Below are 18,260 nucleotides of genomic sequence, written 5' to 3' on the forward strand. Positions count from 1 at the left end.
GGGTCGGGCGGGAGCGCGCCCCCAGCTCCGGGAGACCCCCGCCATGCTGCTGACCTTCGCGGTCACGACGCTGATCATGATCATGATCCCCGGCCCCGACGCGGCCCTGATCATGCGCAACTCCCTCGCCCACGGCCGCGTGGCCGGCCTGCTGACCATGCTCGGCGGCCTGCTGGGCCTGTCCGTGCACGCCGCGGCCGCCGCGGTCGGCCTGTCGGCGCTGCTGGCCGCCTCGCCCACCGCCTTCACCGTGGTGCGCGCCCTCGGCATCTGCTACCTGCTCTGGCTCGGGGTGCACGCCCTGCTGTCGAGCCGGAACCGGGCCAAGGCCGTGGAGGGCGCCGCGCCCCCGACCGGCTCGCCGCTCGTGCACGTGCGCAGGGGGCTGCTGTCGAACCTGCTCAACCCCAAGGTGCTGCTGCTCTTCGTGACCTGGCTGCCGCAGTTCCTGCCCGGCCACGGCGACACCCTTGGACGGGCCCTGCTGCTGTCCGGGATCATCGCCGTGCTCTACGTGCTTTGGTTCAGCCTCTACAACGTGATCATCGACCGGGTGAGCGCGCTGCTGCGCAGGCCGCGGGTGCGGGCCAGGGTCGAGCGGGTGACCGGCGTGCTGCTGGTCGCCTTCGCGCTACGGCTGGCCGTCCAGTAGCTTGACCGCCCGTTTCGGGGCGATGGTCCGGTAGCTCTCCTCGACCCAGTCGAGCAGCACGTCGGTCTCGGGCAGCGCCGACAGGAACGGCACGGTCACCCAGCCGGCCCTGCCCAGGCCGTACCCGCTGGGGGCCGCGCCCTCGACGGTCAGCGCGTGGCCGTGCGCCTCCGACAGCAGCTTCACGCCGAACGTCGGGGCCCACTTCTCCGTCTGCTCGTCCAGGCCGAGGAACAGGAAGACCTTCTTGTTGACCTTGATGACCGTCTCGCCCCACGGATGGTCCTCGTGGGTCTCGGGCAGCCCCAGCGCGAAGGCCCGCAGTTCCGCACGTACGGTGTGCCAGTCGTCCATGTATGGACGGTACCGAAGGCGGCCCCGCGCGGTCACCGCGGCGGTCGCCGGAACTCCGTGAGCCTGGCCTCGATGGCGTCCCTGATCCGGTCCCTGGCCTCCATCCGGGGGACGCCCGACATGAGCAGGCGGTCGTAGTCGGTGTCGAGGTGCCGGACCGACGCGATCACCGCCAGCGTGATGGCGTTCTCGTCGAGCGCCCTGGCCGCCGCCGTCCGGCCCACCCGGCCGCTGCCGCGCCGGCCGGCGTGCTCGGCGATCTCGCGGGCCCGCTCGGCCGGGCAGCCAGGGAACAGCCGGGCGATCTCGGCCGCCATCGCCGCCTGGAAGGCGACGTCCTGCTCGGCCCTGCGCACCTGGTCGCGCTCGCGGCGGCGCAGCCGCGCGTCCTCGTCGGCCAGGCAGCGCTCCTCGGCCGCGGCCAGCGCGCCCTCCTCGACCAGCACGCCCTGGCGCTGGTAGACCTTGCGCCGCCGGTTGTACCGGACGACCACCGCCGACAGCCCGCTCTCCTGCTTGGCCCGCCGGCTGAGCGCCGCGTTCCCCGCCGGCAGGAACACCAGGTGGTCCAGGTCGGCGCAGCTCAGGCAGTGGGGCCGGTCGTCCTCCATGATCAGGTACGGTCCGGTGTCGCCGCAGGACGCGCACGTCCACGGGTCCTCCGAGACCACCGCCACCAGGTCGGGGGCCTTGCTCTGCCGCTGGGTGAGCCGCCGCACCCGGGCCTCGCTCAGGTCGGGCGAGAGCCAGTGGACGCGGAAGGCGTCCTGCCCGTGGCCGGAGGTGAAACGCAGGTCGCGCCGGTCGCGGGTGCCGGCCACGTACGGCGTCTCCACCGGCCGCAGCCCCTTGGCCAGGGCCCATTCCCGCAGCAGCCCGGCCGTGACGAGCAGCCGCTCCTCGTCGACCGCGGCCAGCTCGGCCAGCGTGCCGGCGCGGCCCTGCCGCCAGAGGTCCACGTGCCGGGACCGCAGCCAGCGCAACCCCGTCACGACGTCGATGAACGTCACGTAGTGACGGGTGGTCAACGCGATCTCGGCTGCTTCTGCGACCCTGCGGGCCAGGTTGGGCTTGCTCACGCGGTCCAGTCTCCCGCGCCCTTTGTCGTGAGATGGCGAGACCCGCAGCTTTCCTTTTGGCTATTGCGGCAAGTAACCCCTTCGGATCTGGCATCTTGGGGGAAATCGTGCGCCTGCTCTGGCCTGCCGTACTCATGCTGGCCACCTCGTGTGGCGTCGCCGAGGACGGCTCGCAGCCCGTCGTGACGGGCGCGTTCGGCAGCAAGCCCGTCGTCGCCATACCTCGGGGGAAGCCGGGGCGCACGCCGCGGATCACGGTGCTCTCCATGGGCAACGGCCGGCGTACGGTCCCGGGGGACGTCGTGCTCGCCGACGTGGACATCCGGCGATGGTCGGGCAACCAGCCGTATCTCAGCACCTACGACGGCAACCAGCCCACCACGGTCGTCTTCGACGGCAGGCAGGTCTCCGAGACCTGGCGGGCCTCGCTCATCGGCAGGCCGGCCGGCAGCCGGGTGATGCTGGTCAGCCCGGCGTCGGAGGCCATGGGCCCGAACGTGCCGCTGACCGGCGTCTCGCCGGCCGACACGCTGGTGGTGGTCTTCGACATCCTCGGCGGCTACCCGCCCGACGCGCGGCTCGTCGGGCGGGCCCTGCCGGCGATCCCGCCCGACCTGCGGCCGGACTCCCCGCCCCGGACCCTCATCGACGGTTCGGGACGGGACGTCACGGCGGGTTCCAAAGTGGTCATCCAGTACGTGGCCGCGTCCTGGCCGTCCCGCACGGTGGTGGACTCCTCCTACCGGAAGGGCGGTCCCAGCGCCTTCACGCTCAGGCCCGGCTCGGTGCCGCCCGCCTGGCTGGAGGCGCTGGTCGGCAGCCGGGTCGGCAGCCGGCTGGCCGTGGGGTCCCCGGGGGACAGGCCCATGCTGTACGTGATCGACGTCCTCGACACGATCACGCCGGCCTGAGCCGCCTCAGCCGCAGTGCTCGAACGGGCTGTCGTAGGCCGAGGCGCCGGCCTTGCCGCCCCACTTGACGCACGTGTTCGCGGCGGCGGCGTAGACCGGACCGGCGTAGTAGCCGTAGTTGCCGGAGTCGGTCTTCCTGGTACTGCCCTGCACCTCCAGGTAGGCGGTCGTCGCGGTCGCCGTGCCGAGCGACTTCGCCTTCATGGTGACCACGCAGTTGTTGCCGTTGGAGCCGTTGTAGAGCAGGTAGACGGTCCCGTCGGTGCCGAGCCCGGCCGAGTCGATCACGTCGTAGCCGGCGCCGCAGGCTTCCTGCGGCGTGTACGGGTTGCTGGACCCGCCGCAGTTCTTGGAGCTCAGCGTCTGCACCGGGTAGCCGAAGGTGACGCCGTTGAAGACGGCCTTCTGGATGTTCGACGGGTAGCTGGTGCCCAGCCGCACCTCGTAGTGCAGGTGAGGGCTGATGTTGTTGCCCGGCTTGCTGGTGTTGCCGACCGTGCCGATCTGCTGGCCCTGCGAGACCGACTGGCCGGCGCTGACCAGCCGGGTGTTCAGGTGGGCGTAATAGGTGGACCAGCCGCCGCCGTGGTCGATCTTGACGAGGTTGCCGTAGCCGTTGGTCGAGCCCTGGTGCGCCGAGATCGCCACCGTTCCCGAGGCGGCGGCCACGACCGGGTCGCCGAGGTCGGCGTCGGCGGTGCTGCCCCTGTTGAAGTCGATCTCCCACGACTGGTGGGCGCTGCTCGCGCTGGAGTTGCCGGTCCAGGTCTGGCCGCAGGGGAACGGCATCTGGAAGTTCGTCGCGAGGAGCTGCGCCTGGGCGGACTCCGGCTCCGGGTCGGCGAAGGCGGGGGTCGTCGTACCGAGGCCGAGTAACAAAGCCAGGCCGGCGACCATTGATCGGCTGAGCTTCATGGGGTGATCCTTTCCAGTGGGATCTGTGACACCAGAGTCCGCATTGGCCGCACAAGAATCATCCAGAACCGATACAAAGAGCTGTCAGATCTCCCGTAAAGGGGCTGATGCTGTCATGACGGTCACCTTCCACGTCCTCGGCCCGCTGGAGATCCGCTCCGCCGGCCGCCCCCTACGGATCTCCGGCGGCAAACCCCGCATGCTGCTGGCCACGTTGTTGCTGGAGGCGGGGCAGGTGGTCGGCGCCGACCGGCTCGCCGAGGTGCTCTGGCCGGGGCGTCCGCCGCGTTCGGCGCTGGCCAACGTGCGCACCTACGTCAGCTCGCTGCGGTCCCAGCTCGGCCCGGTCGGCCTGCGCGCCGCCGGGGCCGGCTACACGATCGACGTCGCCGACGGCGCGCTCGACCTGCGCCTGTTCGAGGAGCTGACGCGGCGCGGCGAGTACGGCGAGGCCCTCGCGCTCTGGCGCGGCGCGCCGCTGAGCGACCTGCCGGGCAGCCCGGTGTGGGACCGCCGGATCGAGCACCTCCACCGGCTGCGGCTGCGGGCCGCCGAGTCGCTGATCGAACGGCGCCTCAAGGCCGGCGACCACGACGGCGCCGCCGACGAGCTGCGCGGCCTGCTGGTCGAGCACCCCTACCGGGAGGACCTGTGGGGCCGGCTGCTGCTCGCCCTGCACCGCGGGGGCCGCAAGGCCGAGGCCCTGCGCACGTACGCGGCGGTCCGCGACCAGCTCGTGGACGAGCTCGGCGTCGAGCCGGGGGCCGAGCTGCGCGGGGCGTACGAGCTGATCCTGGCCGACGAGGGCCGGGCGGCGCCGGCCGTGCCCCGGCAGCTCCCGCCCGACCTGCCGGACTTCATCGGCCGGGCCGCGCCCCTGGCCGCGCTGGCCGGGACGTTCTCGGTCGCGGTGATCTCCGGCCCGCCCGGCGTGGGGAAGTCGGCCCTGGCCGTGCACGCCGCCCATCGCCTGCGCCCGGCCTTCCCCGCCGGGCAGCTCTACCTGGAGCTGGGCGGCAGGGCGCCGGGCGAGCTGCTGGCCGAGGCGTTGCGGGCGCTCGGGGTGACCGGCGCGCCGCCGACGCCCGGCGAGCGGTCGGCGCTGCTGCGGTCGCTGCTGGCCGAACGCCCGATGCTGGTCCTGCTGGACGACGCCCGCGACGCCGCCCAGGTACGCCCGCTGCTCCCCGGCAACGACAGCGCCGTGATCGTGACCAGCAGGCGGCGGATCACCGAGCTGCCCGGCGCGCTGCGCGTCGAGCTCGGCGAGCTGTCGCCGGAGGAGTCGCTGGCGCTGCTCGGCGGCGTCGCCGGGGCCGGTCGGGTGGCCCGCGAACCGGCCGACGCCCTGGCCGTCGTCACGCTGTGCGGCGGGTCGCCCCTGGCGGTCAGGGCCGCCGGGGCCCGGCTGGCGGCCCGGCCCGGCTGGTCGTTGTCGGTGCTGCGCGAGCGGCTCGAAGAGGACTGGCTGGCCGAGCTGAAGGAGGTGCGGGCCTGCCTCGACGCCGGGTACCGCAGGCTGCCGGCGGAGGCCGCCCGTACGCTGAGCACGCTCGGCGTCCTCGGGCCCGCCGCCGGGGCCCAGCCGGGCTGGGTGGTGGACGCGGCACTCGGCCGGCACGGCGCGCACGACGTCACCGACCTGCTCGTGGACGCCCACCTGCTGGACCCGGTCGGCACCGACGACGTGGGCCAGCCGCGCTACCGCGTGCCCGACCTCGTCGGCAGGCACGCCCGCGACCGCGGCCCCGACCGCGGGGCGCTGGCCCGGGTGCTGGCGGCCTGGACGGCCACCACCGAGCACGCCATGGCCCGCCTGCCCACCACCGTCTTCAGCCTGACCGCGGCCAGGGCGGCCAGGTGGCGGCTGCCCGCGCGCACGCTCGACCGGCTCACCGCCGACCCGATCACCTGGTTCGAGTCGGAGCACGAGGCGCTGGCCGGAGCCGTGGACCTGGCGGCCGAGCTGGGCCTGGCCGAGTCGGCCTGGGGGCTGGCCGCCGCCATGGTGCCCTACCTCGACCTGCACTGCCACCTCGGCACCTGGCGCCGTACGCACACCGCCGCCCTGGCCGCCGCCCGCGCCGCCGGCGACCGGTACGGCGAGGCCGCCATGCTCAGGGGCCTGGCCCAGGTCAGCCTCTACCAGGACCGGTACGAGGAGTCCGCCGAGGGCTTCACCCTCTCCCGCCAGATATTTCACGAAATAGGAGACGTCAGGGCCGAGGCGACCTCGGTCTGCGGGCTCGGCGCCGTGAACCAGTTCCGCGGCCGGCACCTCCAGTCGCTCGCGCACCTGCGCCGGGCGCTGGCCATGTTCGTCGCCTCGGAGGATCGGCACGGCGAGGCGTTCGCCCGGCAGGCCATCGGCCGGGCCTGCCTGACCTCGGGCGACCTCGTCCAGGCGGCGGAGTCGCTGGGCGAGGCCATGCGGCTGGCCCAGGAGCTCGGGGACGCCCACCGGGAGGGCTGCGTGTGCCTCCAGATGGGCCGGCTGCACCAGGCGATGTCGTTCCACCGGCACGCCCTGGAGATCTTCGAGTCACTCGGCGACCGCCACTGCGGGGCGTACGCGCTGCAGAGCCTGGCGGGCCTCCAGGCGGCGCGCGGCGACCTGACCCGCGCCTCGACCGGCCTCGAACGCTCACTGGAGGTCTTCCAGGAGCTCGGCGACCGCAGCGGCGAGGCGTCGGCCACCCAGCTGCTCGGCGAGCTGCACCGCTCGGCCGGGCGCACCGGCCTGGCCCTCGACTACCTCAGGCACGCCAGCGCCCTGCGCCGCAGCCTGCCGGTCTGAGAGAGGACGTCAGGGGCCGGAGACCAGGCGGCGGACCAGCCGCCGCAGCCGCGACTGCTGCAACGGCACGCCCTGCAGCGCGTCGAGCGCCTCGGCGGCGCTCGGCCGTTTGGCCGGGGAGTGGTCGAGCATCCGGCGCACGACGTCGGGGACGTCGGGACCGTGGGCGTCGGAGCTGGTCGGGAGCTGCCCGGTGAGCAGCTGGTAGGCGATGGCCCCCGCCGCGTAGACGTCGGACGCGGTGGTCATCCGGTCGGGACGCTCCTGGCACTCGGGCGCCACGTAGTGGGCGTCGAGCACGTTGCCCAGCTCGTGGGCCACGGTGTAGTTGCGCGGCCCCGGCTTGGCGTAGTCGAAGCCGGTCAGCACCGCGTGCCCGTCGTCGGTCACCAGCACGCACCCGGGTGTCAGCGCCCGGTGGACGACGCCGTTGGCGTGCGCGTGCGCGAGCCCGCGCAGCAGGTCCTGGATCACGCCCAGCCGGGCCCCCTTGCCCAGCGACAGGTGCAGCGCCTCGCCGTGGACGTCGTCGAGCACCAGCACGAACCGGCTCTCGTCGTCGATGGCGAAGAAGTCGCGCGAGCGCACGACGCACGGATGGGGCGGGATGCGGGCCAGCGACTGGTAGGCGTTGGCGATGCGCTGGCGCTCGGCGGCCCGCGCCTCGTGGTCGGCCAGCGGGTCGGCCTGGTAGACCCGCAGCAGCACGGTCTCGCTGCCCGGCAGCGTGGCGTTGAAGGCGCGGTACTCGGTGACCTTGGCGTCGCCGCCGAGCTGCTCCTCGACCTCCCAGTTGCCGAACCTGGGCGGCGCGGTGCTGCGGCGCACGGTGTGGTTGAGCGCGTCGAGCACCGCCGTCAGGTAGGGCCGCACGTCGGGGCTGCACCCCCGCCTGACCCGCGAGACGTCGCCCAGCGTGGCCACCAGGCCGGGCAGGTCGGTGACGTTGGGGGCGTCGCGGCCGGCCTGGTCGACCAGCTCGGCGTCGGGCGAGGTGAGCACGACCAGGCTGTCGACGTAGACGCGTTCGAGCTGGGTGGCCCTGGACACCAGCAGGCCCTTGAGCGCCTTGGCCGTGCCCCGCAGCTTGGTCACCGGAGAGCCGAACGCCTCCCGGCGCGGCGGGTACCAGCGGGTGCCGGACACCTCGATGCGGCCGCGGGTGCCCTTGACGTCGACGACCACGAGCGAGTGGGCGGTCAGCACGAGCAGGTCGACCTCGAACACGTCGTCGCCGCGCGGGACCTCGACGTTGTGCAGCAGCAGCCAGTCGGCGGGCGCGTGGTCGCGCAAGTAGGAGATCACGCGCCGTTCGGCGTCGTTGACCGGCCGTCCTCCGCCGACGATCTGTGCCATGGCCCACATCCTCCCACGGTTCTCCGTTGACAATATGCTGTCGAAATGACAGTATGTTGTCATGAAGGGAATCATTCACCACGCCGTCTACGACACCTTCGCCGACTGGGAGACCGGGCACGCGACCGCCCATCTGCGCAGCGAGCGCTTCCAGCGCGAGCCGGGGGCGTACGAGATCGTCAACGTCGGCCTGACCGGCGAGCCCGTCGTCAGCATGGGCGGCCTGCGGGTCACCCCGGGCCTGGCGCTCGACCGGCTCACGCCCGAGCGCAGCTCGCTGCTCATCCTGCCGGGGGCCGACCTGTGGGACGCGGGTGACGAGCTGGCGCCGTTCGCCCGCAAGGCGCGCGAGTTCCTGGAGGCCGGGGTGCCGGTGGCGGCCATCTGCGGCGCCACGGCCGGCCTCGCCCGCGAGGGCCTGCTCGACGACCGCGGCCACACCAGCGCGGCGCTGCCGTACCTGGGGGCCCAGCCGGGCTACGCCGGAGCCGGGCGCTACCAGGAGACGGACGCCGTGCTCGACGGCGACCTCGTCACCGCCGGCCCCACCGAGCCCGTCGCCTTCGCCCGGGAGATCTTCCGCCGGCTCGACGTCTACCGGCCCGACGTCCTCGACGCCTGGTACCGCCTGTTCGGCGAGAGCGACGCCGCGGCGTTCGAGGTGCTGATGACCGCATGACCCCCGGCGGCCCCGTCCCCGAGAACCCCCCTGCCCGCCGCGACGGGAGCGCCGGCGGGAGCGGGAGCGGTGACGGCGGTGAGAGTGCGGCGGCCGAGTTGTTGTCCGGGCTGGCTCTGGCGTCGTTCCGGCTCAACGGCCAGTTCCTGCACGTGGCGGAGGAGCTGGCCAAGCCGGCGGGCATGACGGCGGCCTGGTGGCAGGTGCTGGGCGCCGTCCTGGGGGAGCCGCTGCCCGTGGCGGGGATCGCCAGGGTGATGGGCATGACCCGCCAGGGTGTGCAACGGATCGCGGACCTGCTGGTGGAGCGGGGCCTGGCCGAATACCGGCCCAATCCCGCGCACCGGCGGGCCAAGCTGCTCCAGCCGACGGAGGCGGGCCGCGAGGCGATCGCCGGGATCGTCCCGGGCCACCGCGAGTTCGCCGACCGCCTGGTGGACGTGCTCGGCCTCGACGCCGCCCGCGAATCCCTGACCGCCCTCCACCGCCTGACCACCGCCCTGGATCACCTGATCACCCCCTCTACCACCTGACCGCCTCCTGCGCCCGTCCCCGCGCGGCGGTGCGCGGGCCTCTCCCCGCTTCCTCGCGTTCCGCCCCCTTCCTGTCCTTCGACGGGGAGGGGGCGGTTTTGGGTCGGGGGCGTTCTTGCAGGTCAGCGGGACAGCTGGCGCGACCGCCGTACCGGTAATAGCGGAACAGCCGCTCCGAGGCGATCACCTGGATAACCACTCACCTGGTCTCCACATTCGCCGAACTCGGACCCGGCGTCGTAGGTCGTTCCTCAAGTTTCGGGTGATCGTTGCCTGAACGGCAGGGCACGAACGCCCCAACATCGCCGCCGGAAGGCCAAAAGAATCCCGTTCGCCGGGCAGCCGGACCGGGATATATGCAGTGCCCCGTCGATGAGCGCGGAAACCGAGTGCCAAGAAATCGAGGCGTCCCCTTGACCTTCGTTAGGGCTTTCCGAGTTGCGATTTTCGCTGCCTGCCGCGATGGTTATTTGCGGCACCTCACAGCCCTGCACAAACGACCATGGCGCACAAATTCAGCGCCGATCCATGGAGGAAAGCAAACATGATCCGTCGCATTCTGGCCGGTGCAGCTATCGCGGTCACCGCTCTCGGCTTCTCCGCCTCCGCCGCGTCCGCGGACGTCGGCCCCAACCCGTACAACAACGGGCAGAGCATCCTGAGCCAGCTGAGCATCCTCGACGACCTGACGGCGCTGAACGATGTCGCCAACGACTCCATCAAGTACATCGACATCCTCACCCTGCTGCACCTGAACGACATCGAGGCCAACGTCCTCAACAACCAGGACAAGTACGGCGACAACAACTGAGCCTCCTCGCGTGGCGTAGGCAGGAAGACGATCGGCGGCCCGCAGGAGATATCGCGGATCCGCCCGGCCAAGGTCGCCTTCCTGGTGCCTTGAGGTGGACCGAAAGTACGGGCCGTGGCATTTCGCGAGGCCACGGCACGGGCTTGGTGCGCACCGAGCTCTGAACGCCTCGCGGCCCAGGTCGATCACTGCAGGACGACCTGGGCCGCGGGGCTCACGCATAGGCGCACCCGGCTCCGCGGGCCCGGCCGGCGAAATCAGCTCGGCGAATTCGGCTCAGCGATATCGGTTCGGCGGGCTCGGCCTAGGCGTCGGAACGGCCCGGGCTCGGGCGTACGACGCCCAGGAAGCGCGGCCGTTCCAGCGCGTCGAGCCGGACGAATTCGCCGCTGAAGGGCGCGTGCACGATCTGCGTGCCGTCCACCGCGAGCGCCACGTGCTCGGGGCCGGGGGTGGCGACGTCGCTGTCGTAGAACACCAGGTCGCCGGGCTGGATCTCCTCCCGCGGTATCCGGATCCCGGAGCGCCACTGCTCGTACGTCGTCGTCCCGATGGCCACGCCGGCCCGCGCCCACGCGTACTCGGTCAGGCCCGAGCAGTCGAATCCCCAGGTCCTGGCCCCTTTGCCGATGCCGAATCCGGGGCCGCCAGGACCGCCGCCGCCCCACGAGTACGGGACGCCGATCATCTCTATCGCCGCCCGCAGCGCGATCGAGCCCGCCGCCGACCGGACGGCCGGAGCCTGCGCGCGGCACCCGTGCGGATGGCAGCCCGTGGCGCCCTGCGCGGGCATCGAATGGGAAACGCACACAATGGTGTGCGCCAATGCAATCGCCAACAATCGCAGTAGTCCGTTCATGGCATATTCGGCACCCCCGCGTGGCCGGCCGCGCCACCGGTACGGCACGGCGTTTCAAGCGACTTCTCCCGATTACCTGCTCCGGGAGTATGGGGATAAAACAACCTGCCGTGCCCGACGAGTCACACTATTTCGGGGCATTTCGGGATGTCTTTCGCCCGATCGACGGCCAAGGAATAAGTGCGGGTACTTGACTTTGCCTTAGCATATTTTCCTTGCGGCCCGCCGCGGCCCCACGAGATCGTTATTCGCGAAAATCCTGCCACTCGGGAGGCGGGTAATAAATGATGACGCGCACCGCTGCGCCGATTCCGATGAAAGGGAAGTAAAAAATGATGCGTCGCATTCTCACCGGTGCAGCCATCGCCGGCGCGCTGTTCGGGTTCACCGCCACGAGCGCCTCGGCCGACGTCGGCCCCAACGCCTACAACGGCGGCAAGGCCATCCTGAGCCAGCTGTCCATCCTGGACGACCTGACGCTGGCCAACGACGTCCTCAACGACTCCGTCAAGTACATCGACGTCCTCACCGCCCTGCACCTCCAGGACATCGAGCTCAACGTCCTGGACGCCCAGAGCAACTACGGCGACAACAACTGAGACCGCTGACCGGCGGCGGCCCGTCCGCGCGCCCGTCAGGCTGACCTGAAGGCGTTCCGGCAGCCACGACCCTCGTGGCGGCACCTTGCCGAACGCCCGCGGATCGGCCGCGGCGGGACGCGTGCGGGCCCCGCCGAGAGGACGGTCCGAAGCCGGCCCAGCCCTGCGTGCTGGGCCGGCTTCGTGCGTCTGCGGAGACCGGTGCAACTCTTCATTATTGGGCTGCAATTCGGTCATTTTCTCCTGAACATTACATAGCGAAACATACTTCGTGTAACCTGGTTTCGGGTTAATCGTCAGCGCGGCGAAGGAACCGCGACCTCCTCAGGGCGGCCACCACGGCCGGGGGGAAGCTTGACGGTCATCCCACCGGCAACCCCCTGTCCATAGCTGTTGGGGGGTGCGCACGTCGTGAACGATCTCGAAGAGCGGCTGCTCTATCAGGACGGGCAGCTCAGCATCACGCTGCGGGTCGCTCCCGGAGCCCCGGCCGTCGCCCTGTCCGGGGAGATCGACGTCACCAACAGCCCCGCGCTCGCCAGCACGCTGTCCGGCTCGCGCGGGGGCAGCACGTACATCGTGGTCGACATCGGCGAGCTGACCTTCGTCGACCTGTCCGGGCTGCGGGTGCTGGCGCTGCCCGCGCTGCCCCCGGACGAACGGTGGATCCGGCTGCACAACGTCACGCCGCACCTGCGACGGCTGCTGCGCATGATGGGCTGGTTCTACGCCCCGCGCCCGTACGACGTGCCGCTGTAGACCAGGCTCGCCGCCGACGTGCCGAGCCCGCGGGGGCCGGACAGCCGGAAGGCCGGCGGCCGGTGGTGCCGGCGCAGGGACGGCTCGTCGTAGCGCAGACAACCGCGGTGCCAGTTGAGAACGCCGGTCAGCCAGTGGCGGCAGTCGGCCAGGTACGCGTCGAGCGCCTGCCGCGCCGCGCAGTCGAGCCCGAGGTCGTCGCACAGGATCGGCAGCTCGTGCGCGGCGATGTGCTGGAACTGCTTCATCCGCGAGGTCAGCAGGTCGTTGACGATGCCGAGCGCGGCCGGGTAGTCGCAGTCGAAGAAGTTCTGGACCACCAGGATGCAGTTGTGCAGCTCGCCCTCGAACTCGATCTCCTTCTGGTACGAGAAGATGTCGTTCATCAACATCCCGCAGTCCATGACCGCGTTCTCCAGGGCCCGCATCGGGCCGCTCTCGTACAGCGCCTCGGGCAGCGCGTACGCGTGCCGCAGCCGGCACAGGCTCATCGTCAGCTCGGAGCCGAAGGTGAGCCGGCGCATCTCCAGGTAGTCCACCGGGTCGGGGATGTGCCCGGCGGCCTCGTTGCCCAGCTCCCAGAGCCAGCCCTCGCACATCGTCACGACCGACCGCCGCAGCTGCGCGCGGGCGCCGGCCGGCATCGGCCCCGCCGTACGCGCCCACAGGTCGGCCAGGCCGCGTTCGAGCGCGCTCAGCGGCGGCGGCGCCGGCGTGCCGTCCAGCGGCATGAACGCCGAGAGCCTGGACACCGTGACCTTGGCCGCCGCCAGGTTGCCCGACCGGCCGAAGACGACGGGGAAGTAGTCGTCGCCGTAGGTGCCCCAGCACAACCAGTACGAGGCCAGGTCCAGCTCCTCGGGGGTGGCGTCGGGATGCAGGCCGGCCGCGCACAACGGCAGGTCGTAGTCGGCCAGCTTCTCGGCGTCCCAGACCGCCGAGCCCACGACGCCCGGCTGGGCCTCCAGCAGGCCCATGGACGCGCACCAGGTCACCGCGTTGCGCCGGGCCCGGTCGAGGTGGGGGGACAGGCGCAGCTCGAAGGGCACGTACAGCTCGGGGATCTGCGAGGGGCCGACGCGCCGCCGCCCGGTGTGGGCGAAGTTGCGCAGCCGCTTGGCCCCCGTGCCGGCGATCAGCGACTTCGGGCCGAGCGGCCGGGCCGTCTTCGCGCCCTTGTTCATGTAGCGGCTCGACCGCAGATGCCACTCGTGCCCGCCGGACTGCCAGTCCTGCAGCCCCTTGACGTAGGCCAGCACGCCCATCGCCGACAGCGGATCGACGGCGTGCTCGACGAAGAGCGGGCCCAGCTCGCCCAGCGCGGTGTGCTCGAACTGCTGCATGCGCGAGGTGAGCAGGTCGTTGACGGCGTCGGCGGCCTCCTGCGTCGTGCACCCGAGGAACGTCTCCAGCACCAGCACGCCGTTGCTCAGCTCGCCCTCGTCCCTGACCTCGCGCTCGTAGGAGAACAGGTCGTTGCGCAGGTGCACGGCGTCGGAGAAGCTGTCCTTCAGCACCCGCAGCGGCCTGGTGCCGGCCAGCCGGGCGGGGATCTCGGCCCGCACCGCGTGCTCGACCAGCCCCGCCGACCAGGGGGCGCCGCCCACTTTGCGGCGCATCTCGATGTACTCGACCGGGTTGGCGATCCGGCCCTCGTTGATGTTGGACAGCTCCCAGATCGACTCGTTGAGCAGGTGGCGGGTGCTCTCGGCGAACCGCCGCCGCCAGTCGGCCGACATGCCCGGCACCGTGCGCAGCCACAGGTCGGCCAGGCCCGCCTCGACCGGGTTGGCCGGCTCCGGCATGGACAGGTCGGCGCCCATCGGCATGAACCGGGGAAGCCGGTCGAGGTGCCGCTTGCCGCCCCGGAGGTCGCCGGAGCGCTTGAAGACCTCCAGGAAGTGGTCGTCGAAGAAGAACACCCAGACGTACCAGTCGGTGATCAGGCACAGCTCGGCGCCGTCGCAGTCGGGGTGGGTGTAGGCGCACATCAGGGAGTAGTCGTGGCCGTCGAGGTCGGCCTCCTCCCAGACGCCCGATCCCTCCAGCATGCCCATCTCGCGCGCCCACTGCTTGGCGTGCGTACGGGCCTCCTCCAGGTGCGGGTTGAGCCGCGCCGGGTACGGCATGTAGAAATCGGGCAGCTCGAACGGCTGAGCCATCAGCTCGCGACCTCCACGTCCTCCAGCACCCCGAGCGCGTCGGGCACCAGCACCGCGCACGAGTAGTAGGCGCTGACCAGGTACGACATGACCGCCTTCCGGTCGATGCCGGTGAGCTTCACACTGAGCCCCGGCTCCCGCTCGTCGGGCACGCCGGTCTGGAACAGGCCCACGACGCCCTGGTCCTTCTCGCCGGTGCGCATGCACAGGATCGAGGTGGTGCCCGCCCGGCTGATCGGGATCTTGTCGCACGGCAGGATGGGCACCCCCCGCCACGACTGCACGGGCACGCCCTCGATCTCGACGGTGTCGGGATAGACGCCCCGCGCGCTGCACTGCCGGCCGAAGGCCGCGATGGCCCGCGGGTGGGCCAGGAAGAACCGCGACTTCTTGCGCCGGCTGACCAGGTCGTCCAGGTCGTCGGGGGTGGGCGGCCCGGTCAGCGTGCGGATGCGCTGGCTCGGGTCGACGTTGTGCAGCAGGCCGAAGTCGCGGTTGTTGACCAGCTCGCGCTCCTGCGACTCGCGCACCGCCTGGACGGTGAGCCTGAGCTGCTGCTCGGTCTGGTCCATCGGGTCGGAGAACAGGTCCGCGACCCGGGTGTGCACGCGCAGCACGGTCTGCGAGACGCTGAGCTCGTACTCGCGCGGGCCCGGGTCGTAGTCCACGAACGTGCCCGGCAGCGTGTGCTCGCCCCGGTGGCCGGCCGACAGCTCGATGGCCGCCTCGCCGTGCTTGGTCTGGGCGGCCGCCCGCCGGGCGCGGTGGCGGTCGAGCAGGTCGCGCAGGACGGGCGTGCTCTCGGCCAGCGCGCGCAGCTCCTCCCACGGCAGGGCCAGCACCGTGCACCTGGTGCCGGCCTCCAGCGTGTCGTGCCGTACGGCCCGTTCGCCCGGCGGTTCGGTCCCGGCGTGGTCGCCCTCGCCGAGGGTGCCGAGCACCAGGCGGTTGCCGTAGTCGCCCGGCTGGAACCGGGTGACCCGGCCGTCGGCGACCAGGATGATCTCGTCAGCCGGCCGTCCGGCCCGCGCGATCGTGTCGCCGGGGGCGTACTCCCGCTGCTCGAACAGGCCCGCGAGGGTGTCGAGCAGACGGTCGTCGTCGAGCCCGTGCAGCGGCGGCAGCTCGGTCAGGCTCGGCGGCACCACCCGCACCCGGGCGCCGGTGCGCGAGAAGCTGACCCGGCCACCGCCGACCATGTAGGTGAGCCGCCGGTTCACCCGATAGGTGCCGGCGGTGTCCACCCACGGGAGCATCCGCAGCAACCAGCGGGAGGAGATCTCCTGCATCTGCGGAGGCGTCTTGGTCGTCGTGGCGAGTTTCCGCGCCGCGGCGGTATCCAGGCTCAGCCGCTGATCCGACTCCGTCAACACAAACACCACCAATTCTTGGACCGGACGGACGAAGGGGCTGCTAGCCGTTCCTGCCGAGCTCGACGTCCTCCAGGACGCCGAGCGCGTCGGGCACCAGGACGGCGGCCGAGTAGTAGGCGCTGACCAGGTAGGAGATGATCGCCTTCTCGTTGATGTTCATGAAGCGCACCGACAGGCTGGGCTGGTACTCGTCGGGGATGCCGGTCTGGTGCAGGCCGACGACGCCCTGGTTCTCCTGGCCCGTCCGCATGAGCAGGAACGACGTGGTGCGCTTGCCGGTGACCGGGATCTTGCTGCACGGGAAGATCGGCACGCCCCGCCAGGCCGGGATGCGGTGGCCGTTGACCTCGCTGGCCTGCGGGTAGAGGCCGCGCTTGCTGCACTCCCTGCCGAACGCGGCGATGGCCTGCGGGTGCGCCAGGAAGAAGGCCGGCTCCTTCCAGACCACGGCCAGCAGGTCGTCGAGGTCGTCGGGCGTGGGCGGGCCGGAACGGGTGCGGATGCGCTGGCTGAAGTCGGCGTTGTGCAGCAGGCCGAACTCCCGGTTGTTGATCAGCTCGTGCTCCTGGCGCTCGCGCAGGGCCTCGATCGTGAGGCGGAGCTGCTGGTCGAGCTGGCTCATCGGCTGGTTGTACAGGTCGGAGACCCGGCTGTGCACCCGCAGGACCGTCTGGGCGACGCTCAGCTCGTACTCGCGGGGGGACTGCTCGTAGTCCACGAACGTGCCGGGCAGCGCGACCTCGCCGGAGTGGCCGGAGGCCATGTCGATCGCGGCCTCGCCGTAGGCGTTCTGGGCGTGGTCGCCGGCCGCCTGCCGGCTCTGGATGTGCTCGCGCAGCGACGGGGACTGCTCGGCCAGCTGCTCGAAGGTCTGCCTGGACAGGGTGAGCACGGTGGTGTGCGTCTTGGCCGTGGCGGTGAAGTCGTAGGTGCCGCCGCCGGTCAGCGCCTGCTCGCCGAAGTGGTCGCCGTCGGCCAGCACGCCGAGGTTCTGCTCGTCGCCGTAGGCGCCCTGCCCCACCTTGCCGACCCGGCCGTGGGCGATCAGCACGAGCTGGTCGGCCGGGTCGTCCTCCCTGACGATGGCCTCGCCCGGCTCGACCTCGCGCTGCTGGAAGCGGTCGGCCAGCGCTTCGAGCACCTCCATGTCGTCGAAGCCGCGCAGCATGGGCAGCTCCGTCAGCTCAGCGGGGATGACCCGCACGTCGGAGCCGGTCGTGGAGAACGTTATGCGCCCGTCGCCGAGCGTGTACGTCAGGCGCCTGTTGACCCGGAACACGCCACCGGAGCACTGCACCCAGGGCAGCAGCCGCAGCAGCCACCTGGAGGTGATCTCCTGCATCTGCGGGGGTGTCTTGGTGGTGGTCGCGAGCTGTTTGGCGGCCTCGGTACTGAGGCTGAGCTGCCCGTTGCCGTTCACGGGCGCGCTGGAGTCGGTGGTTTCTGTCATGGTGCACCGCCAATCTCGGTGTGGGGTCTAGCCGGGGTTGCGGGAGGAACGGAGTTCCAGGGGGAGGGAGAAGGTGAGCGTCTCCTCGGTCACGGTCACGGGCTCCACGTCGGTGTAGCCGTGGCCGGCGAGCCAGCCGAGCAGGTCCTCGACCAGCACGTCGGGCACGGACGCGCCGGAGCTGACCCCGATCGTGCCCACGCCGCCGAGCCATCGCGGGTCGGCGTCGGCGGCGCGGTCGACCAGGTGGGCGGCGGGCGCGCCGGCGTGCAGCGCGACCTCGACCAGCCGCCGGGAGTTGGAGGAGTTGGCCGAGCCGACGACGATGACCAGGTCGCAGCGGGGGGCGATGCGGGTGATCGCCTCCTGGCGGTTCTGGCTGGCGTAGCAGATGTCGTCGCTCGGCGGGTCGGCCAGCTGGGGGAAACGGCCGCGCAGCTCGGCGACGGCGCCCATGGTCTCGTCGACCGACAGGGTGGTCTGCGACAGCCAGGTCATGCGCGCCGCGCCGCTCGCGGTGACCTCGTGGGGCCTGGCCGGATCGACGACGTGGATGCGGCCGGGCGCCTCGCCGAGGGTGCCCTCGACCTCCTCGTGCTCGGCGTGGCCGATGAGCACGATCTCGTGACCGGCCTCGGCCAGCCGCACCGCCTCCTTGTGCACCTTGGTGACCAGAGGGCAGGTGGCGTCGATCGTGCGCAGGCCGCGGCCCCCGGCCTCCTGCCGGACCGCGGGGGAGACGCCGTGGGCCGAGAAGATCACCAGCGCGCCGTCCGGCACCTCGTCGAGCTCCTCGACGAACACCGCCCCGCGTTCGGTGAGGTCGGCCACCACGAACGTGTTGTGCACGATCTGCTTGCGCACGTAGACCGGTGGCCCGAAGCGCCGCAGCGCCTCCTCCACGGAGAAGATGGCCCGTTCGACGCCCGCGCAGTAACCGCGCGGGGCCGCGAGCAGTACGCGTCCCATCG

The 18,260-nt window shown here is 71.7% G+C and carries 17 protein-coding genes; 8 read left to right on the forward strand and 9 right to left on the reverse strand.

Annotated elements, in window-relative coordinates; genetic code table 11:
• Positions 1-43: 43 nt before the first annotated feature.
• On the forward strand, positions 44-652 hold the full coding sequence (locus AB0J76_RS05745; protein WP_352322983.1) for a LysE family translocator: 609 nt from the start codon (positions 44-46) through the stop codon (positions 650-652).
• Here AB0J76_RS05745 and AB0J76_RS05750 read toward each other — a convergent pair.
• Together AB0J76_RS05750 and AB0J76_RS05755 are read right to left on the reverse strand one after the other, a co-directional pair.
• The gene (locus tag AB0J76_RS05750) at positions 632-1,006 is read right to left on the reverse strand and encodes an MmcQ/YjbR family DNA-binding protein (protein ID WP_352322984.1); all 375 of its coding nucleotides are present in this window, start codon (positions 1,004-1,006) and stop codon (positions 632-634) included. The two genes, AB0J76_RS05745 and AB0J76_RS05750, sit on opposite strands and share 21 nt — an antisense overlap.
• A 32-nt stretch (positions 1,007-1,038) precedes the next feature.
• Entirely contained in the window at positions 1,039-2,085 is a 1,047-nt protein-coding gene (locus tag AB0J76_RS05755; RefSeq protein ID WP_352322985.1) for a DUF2293 domain-containing protein, read from the reverse strand.
• A gap of 107 nt (positions 2,086-2,192) precedes the next feature.
• On the opposite strand from AB0J76_RS05755, the gene AB0J76_RS05760 reads away from it, so the two are divergent.
• Positions 2,193-2,996 (forward strand): FKBP-type peptidyl-prolyl cis-trans isomerase, encoded by an 804-nt coding sequence (locus AB0J76_RS05760; protein WP_352322986.1) that lies wholly within the window; start codon positions 2,193-2,195, stop codon positions 2,994-2,996.
• Positions 2,997-3,002: 6 nt separating this feature from the next.
• Here the strand turns inward: AB0J76_RS05760 and AB0J76_RS05765 are convergent, their stop codons facing one another.
• Complete coding sequence (locus AB0J76_RS05765; RefSeq protein WP_352322987.1) at positions 3,003-3,911, reverse strand: M23 family metallopeptidase; 909 nt, start codon at positions 3,909-3,911, stop codon at positions 3,003-3,005.
• Positions 3,912-4,026: 115 nt separating this feature from the next.
• Between AB0J76_RS05765 and AB0J76_RS05770 the strand changes: the two genes are divergently transcribed.
• On the forward strand, positions 4,027-6,708 hold the full coding sequence (locus AB0J76_RS05770; RefSeq protein ID WP_352322988.1) for a BTAD domain-containing putative transcriptional regulator: 2,682 nt from the start codon (positions 4,027-4,029) through the stop codon (positions 6,706-6,708).
• Between the two features lie 9 nt (positions 6,709-6,717).
• On the opposite strand, the gene AB0J76_RS05775 is transcribed toward AB0J76_RS05770, so the two are convergent.
• The gene (locus AB0J76_RS05775) at positions 6,718-8,064 is read right to left on the reverse strand and encodes an NERD domain-containing protein kinase family protein (RefSeq protein WP_352322989.1); all 1,347 of its coding nucleotides are present in this window, start codon (positions 8,062-8,064) and stop codon (positions 6,718-6,720) included.
• A gap of 61 nt (positions 8,065-8,125) precedes the next feature.
• On the opposite strand from AB0J76_RS05775, the gene AB0J76_RS05780 reads away from it, so the two are divergent.
• The 3 genes from AB0J76_RS05780 (at position 8,126) to AB0J76_RS05790 (ending at position 10,087) form a co-directional block, all read left to right on the forward strand.
• Positions 8,126-8,743 carry a type 1 glutamine amidotransferase family protein gene (locus AB0J76_RS05780; protein WP_352322990.1) on the forward strand — a complete coding sequence of 206 codons (618 nt, stop codon included), beginning with the start codon at positions 8,126-8,128 and terminating at the stop codon, positions 8,741-8,743.
• Positions 8,740-9,276 carry a MarR family winged helix-turn-helix transcriptional regulator gene (locus AB0J76_RS05785; protein WP_352322991.1) on the forward strand — a complete coding sequence of 179 codons (537 nt, stop codon included), beginning with the start codon at positions 8,740-8,742 and terminating at the stop codon, positions 9,274-9,276. The genes AB0J76_RS05780 and AB0J76_RS05785 overlap by 4 nt, the downstream gene beginning before the upstream one ends.
• A 544-nt stretch (positions 9,277-9,820) precedes the next feature.
• The gene (locus tag AB0J76_RS05790) at positions 9,821-10,087 is read left to right on the forward strand and encodes a hypothetical protein (RefSeq protein WP_352322992.1); all 267 of its coding nucleotides are present in this window, start codon (positions 9,821-9,823) and stop codon (positions 10,085-10,087) included.
• Positions 10,088-10,391: 304 nt separating this feature from the next.
• Here AB0J76_RS05790 and AB0J76_RS05795 read toward each other — a convergent pair whose 3' ends face one another.
• Positions 10,392-10,880 (reverse strand): C40 family peptidase, encoded by a 489-nt coding sequence (locus AB0J76_RS05795; RefSeq protein ID WP_352322993.1) that lies wholly within the window; start codon positions 10,878-10,880, stop codon positions 10,392-10,394.
• 398 nt (positions 10,881-11,278) lie between these two features.
• Here AB0J76_RS05795 and AB0J76_RS05800 point away from each other — a divergent pair, with 398 nt between their 5' ends.
• Together AB0J76_RS05800 and AB0J76_RS05805 are read left to right on the forward strand one after the other, a co-directional pair.
• Positions 11,279-11,545: a hypothetical protein gene (locus tag AB0J76_RS05800; RefSeq protein ID WP_352322994.1), complete on the forward strand. Its 267-nt coding sequence runs from the start codon at positions 11,279-11,281 to the stop codon at positions 11,543-11,545.
• Positions 11,546-11,956: 411 nt separating this feature from the next.
• The gene (locus AB0J76_RS05805) at positions 11,957-12,304 is read left to right on the forward strand and encodes an STAS domain-containing protein (RefSeq protein ID WP_352322995.1); all 348 of its coding nucleotides are present in this window, start codon (positions 11,957-11,959) and stop codon (positions 12,302-12,304) included.
• On the opposite strand, the gene AB0J76_RS05810 is transcribed toward AB0J76_RS05805, so the two are convergent.
• Genes AB0J76_RS05810 through AB0J76_RS05825 form a run of 4 tightly spaced genes read right to left on the reverse strand, consistent with a single transcriptional unit; the run spans position 12,271 to position 18,258 of the window.
• On the reverse strand, positions 12,271-14,466 hold the full coding sequence (locus AB0J76_RS05810) for a terpene synthase family protein (RefSeq protein ID WP_352322996.1): 2,196 nt from the start codon (positions 14,464-14,466) through the stop codon (positions 12,271-12,273). The genes AB0J76_RS05805 and AB0J76_RS05810 overlap by 34 nt on opposite strands.
• Positions 14,466-15,836 carry a family 2B encapsulin nanocompartment shell protein gene (locus AB0J76_RS05815; protein ID WP_352322997.1) on the reverse strand — a complete coding sequence of 457 codons (1,371 nt, stop codon included), beginning with the start codon at positions 15,834-15,836 and terminating at the stop codon, positions 14,466-14,468. The genes AB0J76_RS05810 and AB0J76_RS05815 overlap by 1 nt, the downstream gene beginning before the upstream one ends.
• Before the next feature lie 43 nt (positions 15,837-15,879).
• On the reverse strand, positions 15,880-17,289 hold the full coding sequence (locus tag AB0J76_RS05820) for a family 2B encapsulin nanocompartment shell protein (protein WP_352322998.1): 1,410 nt from the start codon (positions 17,287-17,289) through the stop codon (positions 15,880-15,882).
• Between the two features lie 27 nt (positions 17,290-17,316).
• Positions 17,317-18,258 (reverse strand): 4-hydroxy-3-methylbut-2-enyl diphosphate reductase, encoded by a 942-nt coding sequence (locus AB0J76_RS05825; RefSeq protein WP_352322999.1) that lies wholly within the window; start codon positions 18,256-18,258, stop codon positions 17,317-17,319.
• Between the last annotated feature and the right edge of the window lie 2 nt (positions 18,259-18,260).

It is taken from the genome of Nonomuraea sp. NPDC049624 (genome assembly GCF_040675255.1).
Taxonomy (GTDB): domain Bacteria; phylum Actinomycetota; class Actinomycetes; order Streptosporangiales; family Streptosporangiaceae; genus Nonomuraea.

What these genes read in the sequence shown, in the direction of transcription:
- AB0J76_RS05810 (WP_352322996.1), bottom strand. Translation starts at nt 14,466, where the DNA reads ATGGCTCAGCCGTTCGAGCTGCCCGATTTCTACATGCCGTACCCGGCG.
- AB0J76_RS05790 (WP_352322992.1), top strand. Translation starts at nt 9,821, where the DNA reads ATGATCCGTCGCATTCTGGCCGGTGCAGCTATCGCGGTCACCGCTCTC.
- AB0J76_RS05770 (WP_352322988.1), top strand. Translation starts at nt 4,027, where the DNA reads ATGACGGTCACCTTCCACGTCCTCGGCCCGCTGGAGATCCGCTCCGCC.
- AB0J76_RS05800 (WP_352322994.1), top strand. Translation starts at nt 11,279, where the DNA reads ATGATGCGTCGCATTCTCACCGGTGCAGCCATCGCCGGCGCGCTGTTC.
- AB0J76_RS05745 (WP_352322983.1), top strand. Translation starts at nt 44, where the DNA reads ATGCTGCTGACCTTCGCGGTCACGACGCTGATCATGATCATGATCCCC.
- AB0J76_RS05825 (WP_352322999.1), bottom strand. Translation starts at nt 18,258, where the DNA reads ATGGGACGCGTACTGCTCGCGGCCCCGCGCGGTTACTGCGCGGGCGTC.
- AB0J76_RS05780 (WP_352322990.1), top strand. Translation starts at nt 8,126, where the DNA reads ATGAAGGGAATCATTCACCACGCCGTCTACGACACCTTCGCCGACTGG.
- AB0J76_RS05765 (WP_352322987.1), bottom strand. Translation starts at nt 3,911, where the DNA reads ATGAAGCTCAGCCGATCAATGGTCGCCGGCCTGGCTTTGTTACTCGGC.
- AB0J76_RS05775 (WP_352322989.1), bottom strand. Translation starts at nt 8,064, where the DNA reads ATGGCACAGATCGTCGGCGGAGGACGGCCGGTCAACGACGCCGAACGG.
- AB0J76_RS05750 (WP_352322984.1), bottom strand. Translation starts at nt 1,006, where the DNA reads ATGGACGACTGGCACACCGTACGTGCGGAACTGCGGGCCTTCGCGCTG.
- AB0J76_RS05785 (WP_352322991.1), top strand. Translation starts at nt 8,740, where the DNA reads ATGACCCCCGGCGGCCCCGTCCCCGAGAACCCCCCTGCCCGCCGCGAC.
- AB0J76_RS05820 (WP_352322998.1), bottom strand. Translation starts at nt 17,289, where the DNA reads ATGACAGAAACCACCGACTCCAGCGCGCCCGTGAACGGCAACGGGCAG.
- AB0J76_RS05795 (WP_352322993.1), bottom strand. Translation starts at nt 10,880, where the DNA reads ATGCCCGCGCAGGGCGCCACGGGCTGCCATCCGCACGGGTGCCGCGCG.